Annotated in this window: 1 protein-coding gene; it reads right to left on the bottom strand. The window is 66.6% G+C overall.

The annotated features are described in order from the left end of the window. Positions 1-5: 5 nt before the first annotated feature. Positions 6-1655 carry an ISL3 family transposase gene (locus tag J7U37_RS24720; protein ID WP_247637467.1) on the bottom strand — a complete coding sequence of 550 codons (1650 nt, stop codon included), beginning with the start codon at positions 1653-1655 and terminating at the stop codon, positions 6-8. Positions 1656-1716 lie beyond the last annotated feature (61 nt).

Genomic DNA, 1716 nt, shown 5'->3' with positions numbered 1-1716 from the left:
GTGGATCAGGCTGCGAGGAGGAACCGTCGTCGTAGGAGATCGAGATTGGCGCGACCGTACATGGCGCGCTTCAAGAGCTTGGGACGCGTGATCTGGCCTTCGGTTTGTCCACTGCTCCAAGGCAGTGTCAGCGCGGACCGAACAGCATCTCTATCCTGACCGAGGCTAGCAGCGAAGCTTTCGACGATCCGGACACCGCAGGTTTGCGCTTCGCCCAGCCATTGATCGAACGCCGTGACATCTGATTTTCCTGACGGCTGCCGGCCACAGCGGCTCCGGACGATCCGGCAGAACCGGCGGCCGAGATCGACCACCTTGGCCGCCTCGGTATCCTGTAGGACGCGCGAGACGACCGCGGCCGCCTCAGGGCCGAGGTCTTCGGGCTCCCGCAGGAGATACCAGGACAGCTGCTTGGATGAGGCCAGGGGTGATGCGGTGGAGGTCACAACACGGGTGTCGGTCGGTGCTGGCGACAACCGGATAGTCGTTCCAGCCGGGCCTGCGCGCCGCTCGGACAACCAGCGATGCACCTGCTTCGAGGTGCCGGCAAAGCCGATACCCTGAAGTTCGCGCCAAAGCTGCGCAGCGTTCTCGCAGCCCTCATCGAGGCGGCCATGCAGATGCCCGAGATAAGGATCGAGCATGCTCGGCTTCGGCTCGCGCATGCCGTTCCGGGGAAAGCTCGCGGCGAAGGCGTACTTGCGCACCGTGGCGCGGGCCAAGCCCGTCTCGCGATTGATGCGCCGAAGCGAGTGTCCTTCCGCATGGCGGCGACGCACGTCGTCATAGGCCGCTTCCCATCGACCGCGGGCCGCGGCCCGCGCGAGCATCTCGGACGGTGCGCGCGGGTAGGGCGTGACGCGCCGAATCGATGGCGATGCCGGGGGCACGGCCGGCAACAGCTTCAGACGCGGATGGACGCGGGCGAGCCAGCGCTCGACCATCTGTCGGGTATTGAGCAGGAGATGCCACCGATCCGCGACCTGAACGGCATCGGGCGCACCCATGGCGGTCCCACGCGCATATTCGGTCGAGCGGTCCCGTGCCACGACCTGGATCTGTGGGTCGCGCCGGAGCCGGGCCGCCAGCGTCGAGGCCGAACGATCCGGCAGCAGATCGATGGGACGGCGGCGTTCGAGGTCGACGAGGATGGTGCCATAGGTTCGGCCCTTGCGCAGAGCCCAGTCGTCGACACCGACGATGATCGGTTTGGATCCGGTCGGCAGCGGACATTTGCGGATACCCCGCAGCAGCGTCGTGGCACTGGTGGGCATCGCCAGGTGCGGCAGCAGCCGGGCAGCGGGTGTGGCACCGAGCGCCAGCGCGGTCCGAACCTGGGCATCGGCCAGCCGGCAGGTTCTCTGAGCGTAGCGGTCGAGGAGGCCCGGCAGACGCTCGGCAAAGGTTCGGCGTGCGCAAGCAGGGTCGTGGCAGTAAAAACGTCGGATCGTCAGGGTCAGACGCACCTCATGACCGCTCGTCGGCAGGTCGGCGGGACGCCGGTGATAGCGACTATGCACCGACCGGCTGACCGTACGACAGCGTGGGCAACGGGCATGATCGCACTTCGCTTGAGCGGAAATGCGAAGGGCAGTGCTCTCCTCACGCGTGACGTGGAGAAGACGACAACCGGGGATGTGACAGAGAAGGGTCATACCCTGATCTGAGAATCCCCGCCCGGTTCAGCCAGCAGCTACCTTCCGGCATCCCCCCCCC

The sequence above is a fragment of the Methylobacterium sp. 37f genome (assembly GCF_023093475.1).
Classification (GTDB): Bacteria; Pseudomonadota; Alphaproteobacteria; order Rhizobiales; family Beijerinckiaceae; genus Methylobacterium.
The sequence above is the reverse complement of the archived record's forward strand: the minus strand, read 5'-3'. Positions and strand labels throughout refer to the sequence as shown.